Source organism: Streptomyces sp. NBC_00726 (assembly GCF_045161735.1).
GTDB lineage: Bacteria > Actinomycetota > Actinomycetes > Streptomycetales > Streptomycetaceae > Streptomyces.
The window spans coordinates 4,541,412-4,559,770 of record NZ_CP108983.1 but is presented as its reverse complement, the minus strand read 5'-3'; the positions used below and the strand labels follow the sequence as shown (position 1 = coordinate 4,559,770).

Below are 18,359 nucleotides of genomic sequence, written 5' to 3'. Positions count from 1 at the left end.
CGCCGTCCCATGGCCGAAGCTGTCAGGTGTGAGCTCCCCCACCGCCGCCCGTCACGCCGTCCCATCGCGCGCGCCGCATGTCCAGGCGCGGCAGGTGGCCCTCCGCGCTCGCCGGGGCCTCGCGCAGCGGGGTGCTCTCCGCGCGGTAGTGGTCCAGGGCGCGCAGCTCGTGGCCGGGCAGCAGCCTGCCGTCGGAGCGCACCACGCGCCACCACGGCACCGCGCTCCCGTACAGCGCCATGACCCGGCCGACCTGGCGCGGGCCGCCCTCGTCCAGCCACTCCGCGACATCGCCGTACGTCATGACGCGGCCGGGCGGGATCAGGTCGGCGACATCGAGCACGCGCTCCGCGTACTCCGGCAGCGCGTCGCCCGTCGGGTGTTCGCTCATCCGCCCCATCCTGCCGTACGCCACCGACACCCCCGACCCCGCCGTGTTCGCGCGCACACACAGCGTGCACAGGCTGGGAAAGGAGCGTATGTTGCGCATCGCACGCCCCCGCATCGCACCCTGATGCCCCCTTGCGCCCATCGGCCGTGCCACCATCATGCGGGCGGTGACCGGTGATACGAGAACACGAAGACCAATCAGAGGCGACGAAGGAGCAGGGCGTGCAGCCACCGAAGGCGGCCGACGCCTCCGATGCCGAGCCGCGTCCGGACAGCCCCCGGCGGGAGCCGGGCACGGACGCCGGGACCTCGGCCGGGTCCACCCTCGCCGGCTCCGACGCCTCGCAGGCCGAGCGCGTCTCCGGTGACGAACCGCTGCTGCCCGCCCGGGTGCACCGCCCCTCCGACCTCATGCGCCTGCTCATCGGGGTGCTCGCGGTCGTCGTGCTGTTCTCCGTCGCCGCCTTCGCCCACGGCACGACCACCGGCCTCGAACAGGACATCAACAAGGGCACCGGACAGGCCCCCGACCTGCTGATCAAGCTCGCCGGGCTGGTCTCCAGCATCGCCGTGCTGCTCGTGCCGGTCGCCTTCGCCATCGAGCGGCTGATCAAACGCGACGGACTGCGGATCGCCGACGGAGTGCTGGCCGCGGTGCTGGCGCACGGGGTGACGCTCGCCACGGATCTGTGGGTCGCCAAGTCCGCCTCCGGCACCCTCCAGGACGCGCTGACCCAGCCGCAGCCCGGCGACGCGGTGACCGATCCCGTACACGGCTATCTCGCGCCCGTGATCGCGTACATGACCGCGGTCGGCATGGCGAGACGGCCGCGCTGGCGGGTCGTGCTGTGGGTGGTGCTGCTGCTGGACGCCTTCGCGATGCTGGTCGGCGGCTACACGACCCCGTTCTCCATCGTGCTCACGGTGCTCATCGGCTGGACGGTGGCGTACGGCACGCTGTACGCGGTCGGCTCGCCGAACGTCCGCCCGACCGGCCAGCACCTGATGGCCGGTCTGCGGCACGTCGGCTTCCGGCCGGTCACCGCGATGCGGGCGGACGACGCGCCCGACTCCGGCGACCAGAGCGACCGGGGGCGCCGCTATCTGGTCTCGCTGGAGGACGGGCCACCGCTCGACGTGACCGTCGTGGACCGCGAGCAGCAGGCCCAGGGGTTCTTCTACCGGGTGTGGCGCAGGCTCACCCTGCGCGGGATCACCCAGCGGCGGTCCATCCAGTCGCTGCGCCAGGCGCTGGAACAGGAAGCGCTGCTCGCGTACGCGGCCATCGCCGCCGGGGCCAACGCGCCCAAGCTCATCGCCACCTCCGAGCTCGGCCCGGACGCCGTGATGCTGGTCTACGAGCACATCGGCGGCCGGTCCCTGGACGCCCTGGAGGACTCCGAGATCACCGACGATCTGGTGCGCGGGGCGTGGAGGCAGGTCAAGGCCCTCCAGTCGCGCCGGATCGCGCACCGCAGGCTCACCGGTGACGCCATACTGGTGGATCGTTTCGGCACGGTGTTCGTCACCGATCTGCGCGGCGGCGAGATCGCGGCCGGGGATCTGGTGCTGCGGATGGACGTCGCGCAGCTGCTCACCACCACCGGGCTGCGGGTGGGCCCCGAGCGGGCCGTGGCCGCCGCGCTCGCCGTGCTCGGCCCCGACGCGGTCGCCGACTGCCTGCCCCTCCTCCAGCCGATCGCGCTCAGCCGCTCCACCCGGGCGCAGCTGCGCAGGCTCGCCCGGGAACGCTCGCAGCGCGAACGCGAAGCGGTCCTCGAAGCGTCGGACGCGGCCAAGCGCGCCCGGACCGAGGACGCGGAGCTGTCCGGGGACGGTGACCGCAAGAACGACCGCAAGTCGCTGCGCACCGAGAAGCAGGCCGAGAAACGGGCCATGGACGACGCCCTCGAAGAGGCGCGCGAGGAGGACCTGCTCTCCCAGATCCGCCGGGAGGTGCTGCTGATCCGGCCGCAGGCCCCGGTCGAGCCGGTCCGCCTGGAACGCATCAAGCCGCGCACCCTGTTCAGCTTCATCGCCGGCGCCATCGCCGCGTACTTCCTGATCTCACAGGTCACCGAGGCCGACTTCGGGGCGGTCGTGGAGCAGGCGGAGTGGGGCTGGGTGGCCGCCGCGCTCGGCTTCTCGGCGCTGAGTTACGTGGCCGCCGCGATGAGCCTGCTGGGCTTCGTACCCGAGCGGGTGTCGTTCGGGCGGACCGTCCTGGCGCAGGTCGCCGGGTCGTTCGTGAAGATCGTGGCACCGGCGGCGGTCGGCGGGGTGGCGCTGAACACCCGGTTCCTCCAGCGCTCCGGGGTCCGGCCCGGTCTCGCGGTGGCCAGCGTGGGCGCGTCCCAGCTGTTCGGGCTCGGCTGCCACATCCTGCTGCTGGGCGCCTTCGGCTATCTGACCGGCACCGAGAAGACGCCGTCCTCGCTCACCCCGTCCAGGACCGTGATCGCCGGGCTGCTGACGGTCGCCGTGCTGGTCCTGGTGGTCACCGCGATCCCGTTCCTGCGGAAGTTCGTGGTGACCCGGGTGCGGTCGCTGTTCGCCGGGGTCGTGCCCCGCATGCTCGACGTGGTGCAGCGCCCTCAGAAGCTGCTCACCGGGATCGGCGGGATGCTGCTGCTGACCGGTGTCTTCGTGATGTGCCTGGACGCCTCGGTCCGGGCGTTCAGCGGACCGGACACCCCGCACCTCAGTTACGCGAGCATCGCGGTGGTCTTCCTCGCCGGCAACGCGCTCGGCTCGGCCGCGCCGACACCGGGCGGGATGGGCGCCGTCGAGGGCGCGCTGACGCTGGGTCTGATCGCGGTCGGGCTGCCGAAGGAGGTCGCCGCACCGGCGGTGCTGCTGTTCCGGCTGATGACCCTGTGGCTGCCGGTCCTTCCCGGCTGGCTGTGCTTCAACCACCTCACGCGCAAGGGGCAGCTGTAAGTCCGAGCGCCCGGAGGACCTGCGTGCACCGGCCACCCACTTGGACCGGCACCCCGTGCGCGCGCCCACGCGCCCCCGCAGCATGGAGCGATGAGGACCTCCCCTGCCCTGCGCGCCGCGGCCCTCGCCGCCACCGTGACCGTGCTGCTCCCCCTCGCCGGCTGTGCGGACGGCGGTGACAAGGAAACCGCCGAGCCGACGAGCCAGGCCCGCGCGGCGAACGCCGCCACCGGCAGCCCGTCGTCCGGCCTCGCCGCCCAGAAGCTGACGTGGAAGAAGTGCCCCGCCCCTTCCCAGGCACAGGGGGGCGGCAAACCGCCGTCGCCGCTGCCCGGCGGGGCGAACTGGGAGTGCGCTTCCATGAAGGCCCCCCTCGATTACGCGAAGCCGGACGGCGACACCATCGAACTGGCGCTCATCCGTGCGAAGGCGATCAGCCCGAAGAAGCGGATCGGCTCGCTCATCTTCAACTTCGGCGGCCCCGGCGGCTCGGGCGTCGCCACCCTCCCCGCATTCGGTACGGCGTACGACAAGCTGCGTACCCGGTACGACCTGGTGAGCTTCGACCCGCGCGGAGTGGGGAACAGCGACGGCGTCGAGTGCGAGACCGACAAGCAGCTGGACGCCCGCTACCAGGAGGACGGCACCCCGGACGACGCGGCGGAGGAGAAGGCGTTCGTCCAGGACACCAAGCGGTTCGCCGCCGCCTGCGAGAAGCGGTCCGGCGAACAGCTCCCGTACGTCGGCACCACCAACGCCGCCCGCGACATGGACCTGATGCGCCAGGTGCTCGGCGACGACAAGCTGTACTACTTCGGCATCTCGTACGGCACCGAGCTGGGCGGCGTCTACGCGCACCTCTTCCCGAAGAAGGTCGGCCGGGCGGTCCTGGACGCGGTGGTCGACCCCACCGAGAACGCCGAGGAGTCCTCGCTGAGCCAGGCCAAGGGCTTCCAGCTCGCCCTGGAGAACTTCACCAAGGACTGCGCGGACCGGGGCGACGCCTGCAAGCTGCCCGGCTCCGACGCGAAGGAGATCGAGAAGGGCATCGCCTCCCTGCTGGACCAGCTGGAGGAGAAGCCCATCAAGGGCATCGGCGCCCGCAAGCTGACCGAGACCCAGGCCACCACCGGCATCGCGGCCGCCCTCTACTCCAAGGAGACCTGGCCGCTGCTCGAACAAGGTGTGGACGAGGCCGACGGCGGGAACGGCTCCCTGCTCCTGGCGCTCGCCGACTCCCTCAACGGCCGCTCCGACGACGGGCGCTACGACAACTCCGCCGCCGCCTACTCCGCGATCAGCTGCGCCGACTCGCGCGAGCGGTTCACCCTGGAGCAGACCAAGGCGAAGCTCCCCGAATTCCGCGACGCCTCGGCGGTCTTCGGCAACTACCTGGGCTGGGGCCTGATGGGCTGCACCGACTGGCCGGTCGAGGGCACCTGGAAGACCCCCGACGTCAGCGCCCCCGGCTCCGCCCCCATCCTCGTCATCGGCAACACCGGCGACCCGGCGACCCCGTACGAGGGCGCCCAGGCGATGGCCGACGAGCTGGGCGAGGACGTCGGCGTGCGGATGACGTACAAGGGCCAGGGCCATGGCGCGTACAACAGCGGCGACGCCTGCGTGCAGAAGGCGGTCGGCGGCTATCTGCTCGACGGCAAGGCCCCGGAGGCCGGCACCGTCTGCGGCTGAGCCCCTGCGGCACGCCCCCCTACGATGAGCGAACTGCCGTACGGGCAGCGCTCGACGGAGAGGGAACGCACACGTGGTCGCACACGCACGGGCCGGGGCACTGGCCGCCGCCGCACTCCTGCTGACGGGCTTGCTCGCGGGCTGCGAGGACGGTACGGACGACAAGCCGGGCGAGCGGGCGGACGGCGGCACCGCCTCGTCGCCCGCCTCGCGGCAGTCTCTGGACTGGACCCGCTGCAAGGCCCCCGAGGGCGGTGAGACGCCGGGCTCCGAGTGGCGCTGCGCGACGGTGCGGGTGCCGCTGGACTACGCGAAGCCCGAGGGCGACACGATCGGCATCGCCCTGATCCGCAAGGAGGCCACGGACAAGTCCAAGCGCCTGGGCTCGATGCTCTTCAACTTCGGCGGGCCCGGCGGCTCCGGCGTCTCGATCCTGCCGCGCGCCGCCGCCGGCTACACCACCCTCAACACCCGCTACGACCTGGTGGGCTTCGACCCGCGCGGGGTGGCGCAGAGCGCCGGGGTGCGGTGCCGCGACGACCAGGCGCAGGAAAAGGCGTTCCAGAATGTGGACATGACCCCGGACACCGCGGCCGAGGAGGCGGCCTTCATGGCGGACGGCGCCGACTTCGGGGCCGGCTGCGCCCGCCTGTCCGGCAAGGTCCTCCCGTACGTCGGCACCACGAACGCCGCCCGCGACATGGACGTGATCCGCCGGGCTCTCGGCGACGAGAAGCTGACGTACTTCGGAATGTCGTACGGCACCGAGCTGGGCGGCACCTACGCCCACCTCTTCCCGGAGAACGTGGGGCGTACGGTCTTCGACGCGGTCGTCGACCCCACCGCCGACGCCACCGGGCAGGCGCGCAACCAGGCGACCGGCTTCCAGCGGGCCCTGGAGAACTACCTCAAGGACCGCGGCCAGGACCCGGAGGCGGGCACCCGGCGGATCGCGGCGCTGCTGAAGCGGATCGACGCCGAGCCGCTGCCGACCGGCACGGACCGCGAGCTCAACGAGTCGCTGGCGCTCACCGGCATCGTGCTCCCCCTCTACTCCAAGGACAGCTGGCCCACCCTCACCCGCGCCCTGGACAAGGCCGAGGACGGCAGCGGAGCCGCGCTGCTCCAGCTCGCCGACTCGTACAACGGCCGGGACGAGAACGGCCACTACGACACCCAGAACCACGCGCAGCGGGCCATCTCCTGCGCCGACGGCAAGGCGCGGCCCACGGCGGCCGAGGCGAAGGCGCTGCTGCCCGAGTTCGAGAGGCTGTCCCCGGTCTTCGGGCCGTTCCTGGCCTGGGACACGGCGGGCTGGTGCTCCGGCTGGCCGGTGGCGGGCGAGCACGACCATCCGGAGGCGAGCGCTCCGGGCGCCGGTCCGATCCTGGTCGTGGGCACGACGGGCGACCCGGCCACACCGTACGAGGGCGCCCGGCGGATGGCGGACGAGCTGGGCGAGGGCGTCGGTGTGCTGCTCTCCAACAAGGGCGAGGGGCACGGCGCGTACGGCGGCAACAGCTGTGTGACGTCGGCCGTGGACGCGTACTTCCTGGACGGGAAGGTCCCGGCGGACGGCACGACCTGCTCGTAACGGCACCGGTGAACGCCGAAGGGGCCGGCCCGCGCGATGCGGACCGGCCCCTTCGAGGTCTGCTAGTAGACCGGCTTCTCGGGCTCGATCTGGTTGACCCAGCCGATCACGCCGCCGCCCACGTGGACCGCGTCGGCGAAGCCCGCCGACTTGAGGACCGCGAGGACTTCCGCACTGCGGACACCCGTCTTGCAGTTCAGGACGATGCGCCTGTCCTGCGGAAGGTCCTGGAGGGCGTTGCCCATCAGGAACTCGTTCTTCGGGATCAGCCGGGAGCCCGGGATCGCGACGATCTCGTACTCGTTCGGCTCGCGGACGTCGATGATCTCGATCTTCTCGTCGGCGTCGATCCACTCCTTGAGCTGCTTCGGAGTGATGGTCGAACCGGCCGCCGCCTCTTGGGCCTCCTCCGACACGACGCCGCAGAACGCCTCGTAGTCGATGAGCTCGGTGACGGTGGGGTTCTCGCCGCAGACCGCGCAGTCGGGGTCCTTGCGCACCTTGACCTGGCGGTACTGCATCTCCAGGGCGTCGTAGATCATCAGCCGGCCGACCAGCGGGTCGCCGATGCCGGCGAGCAGCTTGATGGCCTCGTTGACCTGGATCGAGCCGATGGAGGCGCAGAGCACACCGAGGACGCCGCCCTCGGCGCAGGACGGAACCATGCCCGGCGGGGGCGGCTCCGGGTAGAGGCAGCGGTAGCAGGGACCGTGCTCGGACCAGAACACGGACGCCTGGCCGTCGAAGCGGTAGATCGAGCCCCAGACGTAGGGCTTGTTCAGCAGGACCGCGGCGTCGTTGACGAGATAGCGGGTGGCGAAGTTGTCCGTGCCGTCCACGATCAGGTCGTACTGGGAGAAGATGTCCATCACGTTCTCGGCTTCGAGCCGCTCTTCGTGAAGGACCACGTTGACCAGGGGGTTGATGCCCTGGACGGTCTCCTTGGCCGACTGGGCCTTGGACTTGCCGATGTCGCCCTGGCTGTGGATGACCTGGCGCTGGAGATTCGACTCGTCGACCTCGTCGAACTCCACGATGCCGAGCGTGCCGACACCGGCGGCGGCCATGTACATCAGGGCCGGCGAACCGAGGCCGCCGGCGCCGACACAGAGCACCTTCGCGTTCTTCAGCCGCTTCTGCCCGTCCATCCCGACATCCGGGATGATCAGGTGGCGGGAGTACCTGCGGACCTCGTCGACGGTGAGCTCAGCAGCTGGCTCGACCAGGGGTGGCAGCGACACAGGAACCTCAACAATGCAGGTGGTCGGTTTCTACGTACTTCGACTACGTACGGTTGTTCTTCCCGTAACACTGCCACGCCCCCTCTCATTCCGAGATACCGGGTCCGATCCGCGAGACGATTTCGTCCCAGTACCTGGGCAGTGCCGCGAATGGATCGCTTTGTCCCTGACCGTTCCGGCCGTTCCCCGGACCGGACCGGCCGCCGCGGTCGGTGAAGAAGATCGTCCCGGCGCCCTGCCAGCGGGCGATGCGCATCGCCTCCTCCAGATGCGTGCGCGGAACGCCGTGCACGAAGTGTGCGAAGCGGCCGGGCGGGTAGGCCGCGGTCCACTCCGCCACCTGCGACCAGCGGTAGTCGCTCCACGCGCCCCGGAACGTGACGAGCTGGTCCCCCGTCTCCGCGTAACCGGGATACGGATGGGTGTCGTGCCCCAGCACGAGGTGCCCGTCGTCCTTCCCCAGGAAGGCCCGCAGGGTGCCGGTGAGCCGTCGCACGGCGGGCAGCTCGGCGCGGCCGGCCGGGCAGCGGTCCAGGTAGAAGCCGTCCACCCGGTACCAGTCCAGGTACGACCGGGCGTCGGCGAGCAGTTCCCCGAACGGCCGGGTGCCGTGGGCGAGATCGAGCTGCCCGAGCAGCCTGCCGCCATAGGCCCGTACGGCGTCGAGCGGGTCCCCCTCGCGCAGCGCGCGGGCGCGGGCGTTGCGCAGCCGGCCGGCCGCCTCCAGGCAGTGCGGGTCGGGCCGGCTGCCGGGGCCGTTGTCGATGTTGAGGACGGCCCAGTGCAGCGGGGTGCCGGGGCGGCTCAGCTCGGCCCACTCGGCGGGGGCGAGCAGCGGGTGGGCGTAGCCGGGGACGCCGAAGCCGAGCCGGTCGGCGCCGCTGGTGCGCCGGGCGGTGCCGGTGCTGGTCAGATACGGCACGCCGCCTCCATCCAGATGTCGGCGAGCGATTCCTCCAGATTGATCCGGGGGCGCCAGCCGAGCCGGTCCCGCGCGGTGCGCACATCGGCCTGCTGCCAGGCGCCGCAGCCGTCCGGGTACGGGGACGGGGTGGCCGAGAGGTGTTCGATGACCGACTCGGTGGAGGTGCGGGGCGCGCCGATGGGGAGGCGGGCGGGGGGCGTGTCCAGCTCGTGGAGCGCGCCGGCGTATCCGGCGACCTTGGCGAGGACGGCCGCCGTGTCGCGCAGCCGGACGGCCCGGCCGGTGCCGATGTTGACGACGCCCTGCGCGGCGGAGAGCGAGGCGGCGTGCACGGCCCGCGCCACATCGCGTACGTCCACGAAGTCCCGCTGCACGCCGAGGCCGCTGAGCTTCAGCTCGCCGTCGCCGGCCTGCATGGTGCGGCGCATCGCCTCGGCGAGCCGGCCGAGCGGGGAGCCGGCCGGGGTGCCGGGGCCGACCGGCGAGAAGACCCGCAGGACGACCGCGTCGAGCCCGGAGCCGAGGACCAGCTCGGTGGCGGCGAGCTTGCTGACGCCGTACGGGCCGCCGGGGCGCGGGATGGCGTCCTCGGCGGTGGAGGACCCGGGCTGGGAGGGCCCGTACTCCGAGGCGCAGCCGACCTGGACCAGGCGGGCGGTGCAGCGGCTGCGCCGCATCGCCTCGCAGACGGTGGCGACGGCGACGGTGTTGTGCCGGGTGAGGTCGCGCGCACCGCCCCGGGTGGCGCCGGCGCAGTTGACGACGACCCCGGGGTGGACGGCGTCCAGGAAGCGGGTGAGCGCTCCGGGGCTGCCGGTCGCGAGGTCGAACCGGACGTCGGCGTCGTCGCCGCGGCCGAGGGCCGTGAGGTGGACGGCGGGGTCGGCGAGCAGCCGGTCGGCCACGAACCGGCCGATGAATCCGTTGGCTCCGAGCAGCAGCACCCTCATCGCGCACCGCCCCGGCCTGAGGGCCGACGGCGGGCTGCCGGTGCGGGGGATTGGCGGGTCATGTCGGTGTCTCCTTGAGGGCTGTCCCGTACGCGTCGGTGCGTACGGTGCGGGTGGTGACGGCCCGCGGCGTCGGCTCCGCGGGTGGATCGGGGGCCGCCTCAGGGGGCGGCGTGGGCGGAGGCCCGGGAGAGGGCGAGGACGGCGGTGATCAGCAGGCCGAACGCGGCGGTGCCGCAGGCCAGTACGGGCACGGCCCCGGGGCCCGCCGCCTCGATGAGGGCGTCGACGGGGCGGGCGGCCGCGTGCAGCCCGGGCAGCCGCCCGGCCAGGATCAGGGCGGGGGCCGCGGCCTCCATGGCGCAGGCGGCGGCGATTCCGGTGGCGGCGGGTTCGGGGAAGCCGTGGACGGTCAGCAGGCGGGCCAGCAGGAGCAGCATCCCGAGGGCGGCGGCCCCGGCCGGTGAGCCGCCGGTGCCGAAGCCGAGGCGGGCCAGGCAGAGCAGTGCGGCGAGGGCGCAGGCGAAGAGCGCGACGACACCGAAGAGCAGGGGGCGCACGCCCGCCCCGAACTCCTCCAGCGCATGGCTGCCGTGCAGCCGGCGGTGCGCGGCCAGGGCGAAGAGGTGCGCGCACCAGGCGGCCGGGGCGACCGCGACGGCGAGCCCGAGCAGGGGTGCCGGGGTCAGGGTCCAGGGGCCCTCGGGGCCGCCGCTGAGGACCTGGTGGAGCAGGTCGTCGCCGTACAGGACATAGCCGAGCAGCCAGCAGACGCCGAGCGCGGCGGCGCCGGACGAGCCCGCCCCCTCCCGGGCGCTGAGCGGGCCGGTGCGCAGGGTGAGGGCGAGGCCGGTGAGCGCGAGGAGCGCCCCGGCGGAGGCGAGGGCGAGGCGGGCGTCGCCGCCGAGCACCCCGTCGGTCAGCCCGAGCGCGACGAGGGTCGCGAGGCAGGCGGCGCCGGGCAGCAGGGCGCGCAGGGACCAGGCGGCGCGCGTGGTGACGTCGCGCGCCGGAGCGGGGCCCGCCGCCACGGGCTCCCCCGCGACCGCGGGTACCCGGGCGAAGAGTTCCTCGGCGAGCGAGAACACGTCCCGGTAGCGGGCGGCGGTGCGGTCGGTGACCCCGTGGGCCTCCAGCCCTGCGGCGATCTCCAGCGGGTCGACGGCCCGTTCGCACAGCTCCCGGTGCCGGTGCATGAGCGCCCGCACCGGGTCGGCGGTCCCCCGCCGTCCGACGGCCGCCTTGCGCAGGGCGGCGGCGGGGTGGGCGTGCGCCACTTCGGGGGCGCGCGCGGGCGCCTCCCCGGGCGCTTCCCCGGGCGTGACCTCCTCCGCCGGGGCGGCGTCCCCCTGGTGGCCCTCGCGGCTCATCGTCGTTCCTCCGTGGTGCTGTTCGCCCGGTGCCGGGGCTGCCGTCTCGTGGCTACGCATCGCCGCTCCCGGCGCCCGCCCAGCTGGGGGTGCGGTCGGCGTGCTCCGGTCCCGCCCGCTCCGGCCAGTGGCCCAGGACATGGGCCTCCGGCGGGGTGGCGAAGGGGCGCGGGCCGTCGTGCGGGGCGGGATGCGGCCTCTCGCGTACCGGCGCCCGGGCGATCAGCTCCAGGTAGATGCCGTGGAAGGCGGCGAGATTCTGGTCGACGGTGAAGAGTTCGAGCGCCCGGGCGCGCGCCGCCGCTCCCAGGCGGGCACGGCGCTCGGGGTCGCGCAGGAGCGCGAGGCAGGCGTCCGCGAGCGCCCGGGGGTTGCGCGGCGGGACCACGAGCCCCGTACCGCCGATGACCTCGACCACCGCGCCGACGTCCGTCGACACCGTGGCCCGGCCGCAGAACATCGCCTCGACCAGGCTGATCGGGAAGCCCTCGACCACGCTGGAGAGGACGACGACCCCGGCCGCCGCGTACGCCTGGGCCAGCTCCGGGACCTCGGGCCCGCCGATCTCCTCGAAGCCGACCGCGTCCTCCTCGGGGAAGAGCCGGCCGGCCAGGGCGCGGCAGCGGGCCAGACAGGCGGCGCCCGCGGGGCCCGGGGCCGGGGCGCCGATGATCCGCAGCCGGGCGTCCGGCTCGGCGAGGCGCACCTCGGCGAAGGCGTGCAGAAGGCCGGTCAGGTCCTTGGCGGGCTCGATGCGGCCGACCCAGACCAGCGTGTCGGGCCCCCCGTCGTCCTCGCTCTCGCCGAGCGCGGCGAACCGGGCCGCCTCCATGCCCGGGTACACCGTCCGCAGCTTCGCCGGGTCGGCCCCGCAGCGCTCCTGCCAGCGGCGGGCGTGGGTGTTGCCGGGGGTGATGAGGTCGGCCTGCCGGTACACCTCGGTGGCGAGCCGTCCGTGCAGGTTGGCGAGGAGGGCGCGCACCGGCGCGCTGCACGGCGCACCGCCCGAGGCGAGGTAGTGCGCCCGGACCCGGACGGCGTACTCGGTGACCAGCAGCGGCACCTCGAAGAAGCGTTTGGCCAGCAGCCCCGGCAGTGCGGCGGCACCGCCCGCCGTCGCGTGGCAGAGGTCCACGGCGCCGAGGCCGTCGTCCTCGTACCAGTCGAGGGAGAGGGGGCGCAGCACCCGGTCCAGCTCGGCGGTGAAGGCGAGCAGGTCGGTGACGGTGGCGGTCTGCACGGTGCGTCCGGTGCCGGGGGCGCGGCAGGCGGCCTCCAGGATGCGCACGGCCGTCTCGGAGCGCAGGGCGGCGGGCAGTCCGCCGTGTTCCCGGGCGAGTTCGGCGAGGCCGTAGAGCCCGCGGGTGAACCGCTCGTCCGCGAGGCGGGATTCGGCGCAGACGGAGGCCGCGAGGTCCGCGAAGTGCGCGGCGAAGCGCCGCCGTTCGCGCCGGGCGTATGTCCGCGCGCCCCCGCCGGTCAGCAGCCGGGCGAGCGGTCCCCGGGGGGCGTGCAGGCCGAGGGTGTCCTGGTCGGCGGTCCACAGGGGCGCGGTGCGCACGCCGGCGACCTGGTGCGGGAGCCGGACCCAGCCGGCCGCCTCCTGCTCGGCGGAACGGCTGAGCGCGAAGAGGTCGTACTCGTGCTGTGCGAGCCCGCGGACGAGCCGGTCGCACCAGAGCCTGGCCTCACCGGTCGCGTACGGATAACCACCGTCGGTGAGCAGTCCGATCCGCACGAGCGCACCCCCGATCTCCCTTGTGAGCGGCCGCCGTTCCTTCGGCGACTCGCGGCGGGACGACCGTAAGCGGATACGCCGGTGGCGCGACGGACGGTTGTCCATCGCGCCACCGAAAGGGGTGAACCGGCGTAACTTTCCCGGCGCGACGACGTTCTGTCGCGCTATAGAAACTGAGGGTTACTCAGCGGTGGGGTAGACCCACGGATTGGGGCGGCATTTGATGCCGTTGAGATCCAGCGTCTTGGTCTGCTGCTGCATGACCGGCGCGAGCGCGCCTTCCGTCCGGCAGCTCGCGTGATTGTGGCCGAGCCGGTGGCCGACCTCGTGGTTGATGAGCATCTGCCGGTACGCGTACAGCTTGTCCGGTCCGAAGGTGGCCGAACCCTGCGCCCAGCGGTAGGCGTTGATCATCACGCGCTCGGTGGCGGCCGAGTCGCAGGAGACGTTGTCCTCCATGGTGTCCAGGCCGGACTTGGCGCACCACTTCCCGGTGGTGCCGGGGCTGGCCAGGGTGATGACGAAGTCCGGCTTGCCCTCGGAGATCCGTTCGAAGGTCATATCGCCGTCGTGCGCCCAGCTCCGGTCGTCGTTCAGGATCTTCTGGACGGCCTGCGCGAACAGTTCGGCGTCGAGCCCGAGGCCCTTCTCCACGTCGATCCGGTAGCGGTGGACCGCCCCCTTGCCGGGCGCCTCGGCGGTGCCGGGCACGGTCTCGAACTTCCCCGGGCCCGTCAGCGCCGGTGAGAGCGGATAGGGCTTGGCCATTTTCTGGTCGTACGTCAGGGGCTTGACCGCCACCGCTTCGGGCGAGGGGGTCGTACGGCTGTCCGAACGGGAGGCGTCGTCCGTGTCGTCCCGGTCCACCTCGGTGGCCTGCGCGGCGCCGTTCCCCGAGGTGCTGTCGTGGGCGACCTGCCCGGCCACCACGACCGCGAGGACGGTGGTCACCGCGGCGGCCGCGATACCGGTGAACGTACGGCCCTTGCCGCCCTTGGCCTCCCTGACCGGGGCCGCGTCCTCGTCGTGCCGGGTCTCCGGCTCGCGGGTGTCCCAGTCGGTGACGGAGCGGTACGGGTCCTCGGCCACCGGGCCGCGCCGGTGCGGGTCCGAGGGGGCGGGCGGTGCGGGCGGGCTGTCGAAGGCTTCCACGAACTCGCGCCGCGGGCCCGGTATCAGCGGCCGGGTGCCGGTGGCCTGCTGGTGGTTCGGGGCGCCGGGGCGCGCGCCGGGCGCGGGCGCCTGGAGGCCGGGGCGGGAAGGGGCGCGCATGGGGCCCGCACCCCAGCCGCCGCCCGGTTCACGCTGTTCGGGGTGACCGCCGCGCACCTCGGGCGCTCCCGCGAAGGGCGCGGGTCCCGCCTGCCGTCTGCGCCGTCCGGTGCCGGCGACGGGCCGGGCGGCCTCGCGCCCCGCTTCGTCCGGCTCCGCCTGCCCCGTCACGGGCGCGCTGGGCGCAGGGCCCTTCCGGCTGTGTCGTCCCACGCCCTGGATCAGCTCCCGCCGCATTCGTCGAGCAATTCCCGGAACGCCTGGGCGACCGCCTCCGGGTACTCCATCATCGCCACGTGCCCGGCATCGGGCAGTGTCAGCAGGCGCGCGTCGCGGAAGGCCGCGGACGCCCTGCGGGCCATCCGGAACGAGACGAGCCGGTCCCGTCCGCCGTACACCAGCTGGGTCGGCGCGAGCACCCGCTCGGCCTGGCGCCACAGCCCGTGCTGTCCGCCCAGCGTGTACGCGTCGACGATGCCACGGGCGGAACGCGCCATGGCGTCCCAGAAGTACGGCAGTTCCAGCCGGCGCTCCATTTCGGCCACCGCGTCGCGGAAGCCCGTCTCGGAGACCCGTGCCGGATCGCCGTAACAGAGTGCCATGACTCCGCGGGTGCGTTCCTCCGCGGTCCAGTCCCGGGAGAGCCGGGCGAACAGGGAGGCGACGCCCGGCAGTGCGAGCAGGGCGGTCGGGGCGGCCGTGCGCTGGACCCGGATCTCCGGGAGCGCGGGCGAGACCAGCGTGAGCGTACGCACCAGGTCGGGGCGGACCGCGGCGACCCGGGTGGCGACCGCGCCGCCCATCGAGTTGCCGAACAGATGGACGGGGCCGCGCTCCTGGGCGTCCAGCAGACGGATGACCGCGCGGGCGTGTCCGGTGACCGAGTAATTGCCGTCGTCCGGGGGCGGCGAGTCACCGAAGCCGGGCAGGTCGACCGCCTCGCAGTCGGCCAGGTCCTCCAGCAGCGGCATCAGGGCCGACCAGTTCTGCGAGGAGCCGCCGAGGCCGTGCACGAAGAGGGCGGGCGGCAGCCCGGGCCCCCGGGACGGCCGCGAACGGACGGTGAGCGTCAGCCCGGGCAGTTCGACGGAGCGCAGCCGCTCCCCCGCCGCGACCCGGACGGCGCTCACCGTGGGCGACACCGCCGCGGCGGCGGCGCGGACTCCCGGCAGCTCGGTCGAAGACATGCGGCAATGTTACGAGATGATCACACCGGGGTTCATGTGTTCGCCGTCACACGATCGTATAGCGGCTTCACCGGGTACCTCATAGGCTCGAACCGAGGAAGGGAGTCACCATGACGGTCGACCCGAGGGAGCCGGAGACCTTCGAGGGCGTCCAGCCGGACGAGCCCGACCAGGAGACGCCCGAGGCGGACGCCGCCGAGCAGCACACCGACCTCCGTCCGGAGAGCGACGAACCGCTCACGGACCTCGACCGCAGCGGCGCCAGCGAGGCGGACGCGGCGGACCAGGCCCGCGTGGTCCCCCAGGATGAGGACGATTACCGCTGATACGTCCCGCTCTGCGCACGGGAAGGGGCGGTCTGCGGCTACCGCAGCCGTCCGGTCCGTGAAATTCTGCGTCCGCGCCGCGCATACCGGGGTTACCCAAAAGTACGATGTCGGTATGGCGCGGCACGTACGGAACGGCTGTGTCGGACCACGAATTTGGGAGGCGGCGTGACAGCCATCGAGCAGACCGAGGCGGCGCGCCCGCGGGGCACTCGCCTGCCCCGCCGCGCCCGACGCAACCAGCTGCTGGGAGCCGCGCAGGAGGTCTTCGTCGCGCAGGGTTACCACTCCGCGGCGATGGACGACATCGCGGAGCGCGCCGGGGTCAGCAAGCCGGTGCTCTACCAGCACTTCCCGGGCAAGCTGGAGCTCTACCTGGCCCTTCTCGACCAGCACTGCGAGTCGCTGCTCCAGGCGGTGCGCACGGCCCTGGCGTCGACCACGGACAACAAGCTGCGCGTCGCCGCCACGATGGACGCGTACTTCGCTTACGTGGAGGACGAGGGCGGCGCCTTCCGGCTGGTCTTCGAGTCCGACCTGACCAACGAGCCCGCCGTGCGCGAGCGCGTGGACCGGGTCTCGCTCCAGTGCGCCGAGGCGATCTCCGACGTGATCGCGGGCGACACGGGCCTGTCCAAGGACGAGTCCATGCTTCTCGCGGTGGGCCTCGGCGGGGTGTCCCAGGTGGTCGCCCGCTACTGGCTGTCCAGCCAGTCGGCCATTCCGCGCGACACCGCGGTCCAGCTGCTCACCTCGCTGGCCTGGCGCGGCATCGCCGGCTTCCCCCTGCACGGCATCGATCAGCACTGACCGCCCGGCGCCCGCCCGTGTTCGCTGCGGGCGTGCCCCGGGGAGCCCTGACGAGTCCCCTCAGCGGGCTAATGTGTGCTGCGTACGGCGCGGCTCACCGCGCAGGGACTGACCGTCGGAGGGACATAGCCGTGGAGGTCAAGATCGGGGTGCAGCACACGCCCCGGGAGATCGTTCTGGAGAGCGGGCTTTCCGCCGAAGAGGTCGAGAGCGCGGTGTCCGAGGCGCTCTCCGGCAAGGCGCGGCTGCTCAGCCTCACGGACGAGAAGGGCCGCAAGGTCCTGGTGCCGGCCGACCGGATCGCCTATGTGGAGATCGGCGAGCCCAGCACCCGGCGGGTGGGGTTCGGCGCGCTGTAGAGCGTACGAACGCGAGAAGCGGCCCGGTGGGAATTTCCCGCCGGGCCGCTCTCGTGTCCGGGGCCGGCTGTGCGGCGGCTGAGCGAAGCCTGTGCGCGGGAGGGTTGTGAGCGGTCGCTCACGGGTAGTACCAGCAGGACCGAAGCGCCCGTTCCGCATACCTGCGAGGTGATCGTCCGTGATCCTGGAAACCGTGAGCGCCGTCGTACTCGGAGTGGCCCTTTCCTGGGCGGCGCTGCGCTCGCTCCCCGGCCGGCTGCCGGCCCGCCGGACCGTGTTCGGCACGGGGGCGCTCGGCGGCCTGTTCGGCGCGTCCCTGATGCACTCGGTGCTCGGCCCGGACCATGCGGCGCCCGTCGTGGTGGGCGCCGTGCTGATCGCCGCCGTGACGGTGTCCCTGCTGATCCGCCCCCGCAGCCGCCGGCTGCGCCGCTCGGCCGCCGCCTGACCCGCCGGTCCGTTACGCGGCCAGCCCCAGGGCGGCCATGCGCTTGGTGTGCGCCTCGGTGATCCGGGAGAACATCCGGCCCACCTCCGCCAGGTCGAAGCCGTCGGCGACCCCGCCGACCAGCATCGTCGACAGCGCGTCCCGGTCCGCGACCACGCGCTGCGCCTGCGACAGCGCCTCGCCCATCAGCCGCCGCGCCCACAGCGCCAGCCGGCCGCCGACCCTCGGGTCCGCCTCGATCGCGGCGCGCACCTTCTCGACGGCGAAGTTGCCGTGGCCCGTGTCGTCCAGCACCGCCAGGACGAGCGAGCGGGTGTCGGAGTCCAGGCGGACCGCGACCTCCCGGTAGAAGTCGCTGGCGATCGAGTCGCCGACGTACGCCTTGACCAGGCCCTCCAGCCAGTCCGAAGGGGCGGTCTGGCGGTGGAAGTCGTCCAGCGCCCGGGCGAAGGGCTCCATGGCGGCGGTCGGCTCGACCTCGATGGCGGTCAGCCGCTCCGTCAGCCGCTCGAAGTGGTGGAACTCGGCGGACGCCATCTTCGCCAGCTCCGCCTTGTCGGCCAGCGTCGGCGCCAGCTTGGCGTCCTCGGCCAGCCGCTCGAAGGCCGCGAGCTCCCCGTAGGCGAGGGCGCCCAGCAGATCCACGACGGCGGCCCGGTACTGCGGCTGCTCGGACGCGGTGGCCCAGTCCTGGTCGGCGATTCTGGTCGTCGCGGGGGCTTCATTGGCGTTGTCAGGCGTCTCCATGCAGCGCAGAATAGCCCGCCCGGGCAGCGGCGTAAGGGCCCGCCCGACGACCGACGTCACACCGTTCCGCCGCATTCGCCCAACACAGATGCGCGGATCCGGGGTACAGTGGTAATGCGCTTACTGAGCACTTTGCATCTGCTCGTGGCGCGAAATTGAATGAGGATGCCCGGTCGGTGGCCCGATCGGCTCCGACCCGACAGCCCTCCACGCGGTGTGTGCACACGTACGACCGCAGATGAGGGGCCCCCTCAGCGGCACGAGCGCTCGAGCGACGGCAGTGGTCCCGCGCCACCCGGCACATCCGCCGGATGACCAACCCCGGCACGGTACGACCCCCTTCGTTCGCCTCGGACCGCGTCTCACAGAA

16 protein-coding genes are annotated in these 18,359 nt (G+C 73.1%); 7 read left to right on the top strand and 9 right to left on the bottom strand.

From position 1 onward, the window contains the following. Positions 1–22 precede the first annotated feature (22 nt). Positions 23–391, bottom strand: coding sequence for an MGMT family protein (locus OG338_RS20555; protein ID WP_405938718.1), 369 nt, complete (start codon positions 389–391; stop codon positions 23–25). Between the two features lie 221 nt (positions 392–612). Here OG338_RS20555 and OG338_RS20550 point away from each other — a divergent pair, with 221 nt between their 5' ends. The 3 genes from OG338_RS20550 (at position 613) to OG338_RS20540 (ending at position 6,616) form a co-directional block, all read left to right on the top strand. Continuing rightward, complete coding sequence (locus OG338_RS20550) at positions 613–3,330, top strand: lysylphosphatidylglycerol synthase domain-containing protein (RefSeq protein WP_405938717.1); 2,718 nt, start codon at positions 613–615, stop codon at positions 3,328–3,330. Between the two features lie 90 nt (positions 3,331–3,420). After that, entirely contained in the window at positions 3,421–5,022 is a 1,602-nt protein-coding gene (locus OG338_RS20545) for an alpha/beta hydrolase (RefSeq protein WP_405938716.1), read from the top strand. Positions 5,023–5,095: 73 nt separating this feature from the next. Continuing rightward, the gene (locus OG338_RS20540) at positions 5,096–6,616 is read left to right on the top strand and encodes an alpha/beta hydrolase (RefSeq protein ID WP_405938715.1); all 1,521 of its coding nucleotides are present in this window, start codon (positions 5,096–5,098) and stop codon (positions 6,614–6,616) included. Between the two features lie 62 nt (positions 6,617–6,678). On the opposite strand, the gene moeZ is transcribed toward OG338_RS20540, so the two are convergent. The 7 genes from moeZ to OG338_RS20505 all read right to left on the bottom strand — a co-directional run bounded on the left by moeZ (position 6,679) and on the right by OG338_RS20505 (position 15,299). Then, the gene (gene moeZ, locus OG338_RS20535; protein ID WP_018105519.1) at positions 6,679–7,857 is read right to left on the bottom strand and encodes an adenylyltransferase/sulfurtransferase MoeZ; all 1,179 of its coding nucleotides are present in this window, start codon (positions 7,855–7,857) and stop codon (positions 6,679–6,681) included. 85 nt (positions 7,858–7,942) lie between these two features. Further along, the gene (locus tag OG338_RS20530) at positions 7,943–8,779 is read right to left on the bottom strand and encodes a spherulation-specific family 4 protein (RefSeq protein ID WP_405938714.1); all 837 of its coding nucleotides are present in this window, start codon (positions 8,777–8,779) and stop codon (positions 7,943–7,945) included. Further along, positions 8,767–9,732 (bottom strand): NAD-dependent epimerase/dehydratase family protein, encoded by a 966-nt coding sequence (locus OG338_RS20525; RefSeq protein WP_405938713.1) that lies wholly within the window; start codon positions 9,730–9,732, stop codon positions 8,767–8,769. The genes OG338_RS20530 and OG338_RS20525 overlap by 13 nt, the downstream gene beginning before the upstream one ends. Before the next feature lie 161 nt (positions 9,733–9,893). After that, on the bottom strand, positions 9,894–11,102 hold the full coding sequence (locus tag OG338_RS20520; RefSeq protein WP_405940483.1) for a hypothetical protein: 1,209 nt from the start codon (positions 11,100–11,102) through the stop codon (positions 9,894–9,896). Positions 11,103–11,154: 52 nt separating this feature from the next. Beyond that, complete coding sequence (locus OG338_RS20515; RefSeq protein ID WP_405938712.1) at positions 11,155–12,840, bottom strand: glycosyltransferase; 1,686 nt, start codon at positions 12,838–12,840, stop codon at positions 11,155–11,157. Positions 12,841–13,020: 180 nt separating this feature from the next. After that, positions 13,021–14,349 carry a DUF3152 domain-containing protein gene (locus tag OG338_RS20510; RefSeq protein WP_405938711.1) on the bottom strand — a complete coding sequence of 443 codons (1,329 nt, stop codon included), beginning with the start codon at positions 14,347–14,349 and terminating at the stop codon, positions 13,021–13,023. Further along, the gene (locus OG338_RS20505; RefSeq protein WP_405938710.1) at positions 14,334–15,299 is read right to left on the bottom strand and encodes an alpha/beta fold hydrolase; all 966 of its coding nucleotides are present in this window, start codon (positions 15,297–15,299) and stop codon (positions 14,334–14,336) included. Before OG338_RS20505 ends, OG338_RS20510 begins: the two co-directional genes overlap by 16 nt. Positions 15,300–15,409: 110 nt before the next feature. Here OG338_RS20505 and OG338_RS20500 point away from each other — a divergent pair, with 110 nt between their 5' ends. From OG338_RS20500 to OG338_RS20485, 4 genes are all read left to right on the top strand, one after another. Next, on the top strand, positions 15,410–15,625 hold the full coding sequence (locus tag OG338_RS20500) for a hypothetical protein (protein ID WP_405938709.1): 216 nt from the start codon (positions 15,410–15,412) through the stop codon (positions 15,623–15,625). Positions 15,626–15,793: 168 nt separating this feature from the next. Next, complete coding sequence (locus tag OG338_RS20495) at positions 15,794–16,435, top strand: TetR/AcrR family transcriptional regulator (protein WP_030915445.1); 642 nt, start codon at positions 15,794–15,796, stop codon at positions 16,433–16,435. Positions 16,436–16,566: 131 nt separating this feature from the next. Continuing rightward, positions 16,567–16,794, top strand: a complete 228-nt coding sequence (locus OG338_RS20490; protein ID WP_405938708.1) for a DUF3107 domain-containing protein — start codon at positions 16,567–16,569, stop codon at positions 16,792–16,794. Between the two features lie 178 nt (positions 16,795–16,972). Next, positions 16,973–17,242: a hypothetical protein gene (locus tag OG338_RS20485; RefSeq protein WP_405938707.1), complete on the top strand. Its 270-nt coding sequence runs from the start codon at positions 16,973–16,975 to the stop codon at positions 17,240–17,242. Between the two features lie 12 nt (positions 17,243–17,254). On the opposite strand, the gene OG338_RS20480 is transcribed toward OG338_RS20485, so the two are convergent. Further along, on the bottom strand, positions 17,255–17,989 hold the full coding sequence (locus tag OG338_RS20480; protein ID WP_405938706.1) for a ferritin-like fold-containing protein: 735 nt from the start codon (positions 17,987–17,989) through the stop codon (positions 17,255–17,257). Positions 17,990–18,359 lie beyond the last annotated feature (370 nt).